The 1,486-nt window shown below is 36.5% G+C and carries 1 protein-coding gene; it reads left to right on the forward strand.

Going from position 1 to position 1,486, the window contains the following annotated elements; translation table 11 throughout:
- Window positions 1-109 precede the first annotated feature (109 nt).
- Window positions 110-1,384 (forward strand): IS110 family RNA-guided transposase, encoded by a 1,275-nt coding sequence (locus tag ACE198_RS27945; RefSeq protein ID WP_098576544.1) that lies wholly within the window; start codon window positions 110-112, stop codon window positions 1,382-1,384.
- Window positions 1,385-1,486: the final 102 nt, after the last annotated feature.

A 1,486-nucleotide genomic window follows, 5' to 3' on the forward strand; every position in this document is an offset into this window, starting at 1 on the left:
TTAGCATTCCTGTAGAGAGTTAATTATTGACTTTGATAAAAAAAGAGCTCCTCAGTAAGATATGAGTATAGACACCACTCTAACTCAAACCTTAGGAGGAACCCCTACTATGAAGTTTAAAATGCAAGACAAGCAAAATCAACTAATAGAAAGAATTTCCGATAAACATCTCGTTGTTGGTGTGGACATTGCTCAACAATTTCACGTCGCTCGAGCAGTGAATTTCCGTGGAATTGTAGTCGGCGATCCTCTCACATTTGAAAATAACGAAGATGGATTTACTATTTTATTGCACTGGATTAACAAATTAAAAAGGACAAATAACTTAGTTACCACTATAGTCGGCATGGAACCTACGGGACATTACTGGATTAATCTATCAAAATGGCTTTTCGAACAGAATATTGATGTTGTAACAGTAAATCCGTACCATGTAAAAAGGAATAAAGAGAATCGAGATAATACCCAGTCGAAAAGCGATAAAAAAGATGCACTAGTTATCGCTGATATGGTGAAAAATGGTTACTATTCCATCGTTCATCCCACTTCTGAATCATTTGAAGAACTTCGTGTTCTTATGTCTAACCGTGATGTGATTGTGAAGCGTCTTGTTAGTTCAATCAACCAATTAAATCGTTGGGTAGATGTTGTCTTTCCAGAGCTTCGACAAGTTTTTAAAGACGTGAAAGGTAAAGGGGCAATCGCAACCCTTCGCTTATTTCCTACACCAATGGAATTGCGTTCAATGCAACCTCAAAACGTTGTTATCGGGTGGAAATCACTGATGAAGAGACAGCCTGGATTAAAAAAGGCCCAATTACTAATTCATTTAGCTAATCGTTCGATTGGCACTAAGCAAGCACTTGATGCTTATAAATTTCATCTACAACAATTATTAGAGGAATACGATCTCGCAACCACACAACTCGAAAGAGTTGAACAACAGGTCACAGAAGCACTTAAACAAATTCCTTATGCCCAGCAATTGCTTACTATTAAAGGAATTAGTGAAATTTCTTTGGCTGGTATATTAGGGGAAGCAGGAGATTTAAGTGGCTTTGCCCACGGCAATTCTTTACTAAGACATGCAGGATTGCACCTAGCTGAAGCAAGTTCAGGAAAGTGGAAAGGTCAAATTGTCATTTCTAAACGTGGGAGGTCAAGACTACGGCGATTCCTTTACTTAGCCACAATGAGCCTTGTGATGAACAACCCAGAATTTAAAGCAATACACGCTCATAATGTTAAAGTTAAAAAAATGAAGAAAATGAAATCTATTATGAAATTGGTTGGTAAATTAGCTCGTATATTTGTAGGTATTGCTAAACGAAATGAATCCTATTGTCCAGAAAAAGTACAACCTTTAACTACTTTAGCAGCATAAGAACTTATAGATTCTTAGAAACACTTTCGAGTTTCCCAAAAGGAAAGACTCCAATAAATAATAAGAAAAAGTGATTGTTAGTTTTACAGTTATCGAATGTTG

Origin of the sequence: Neobacillus sp. KR4-4 (assembly GCF_042136325.1) — a bacterium.
In the GTDB taxonomy this organism is placed as follows: Bacteria; Bacillota; Bacilli; order Bacillales; family Cytobacillaceae; genus Neobacillus.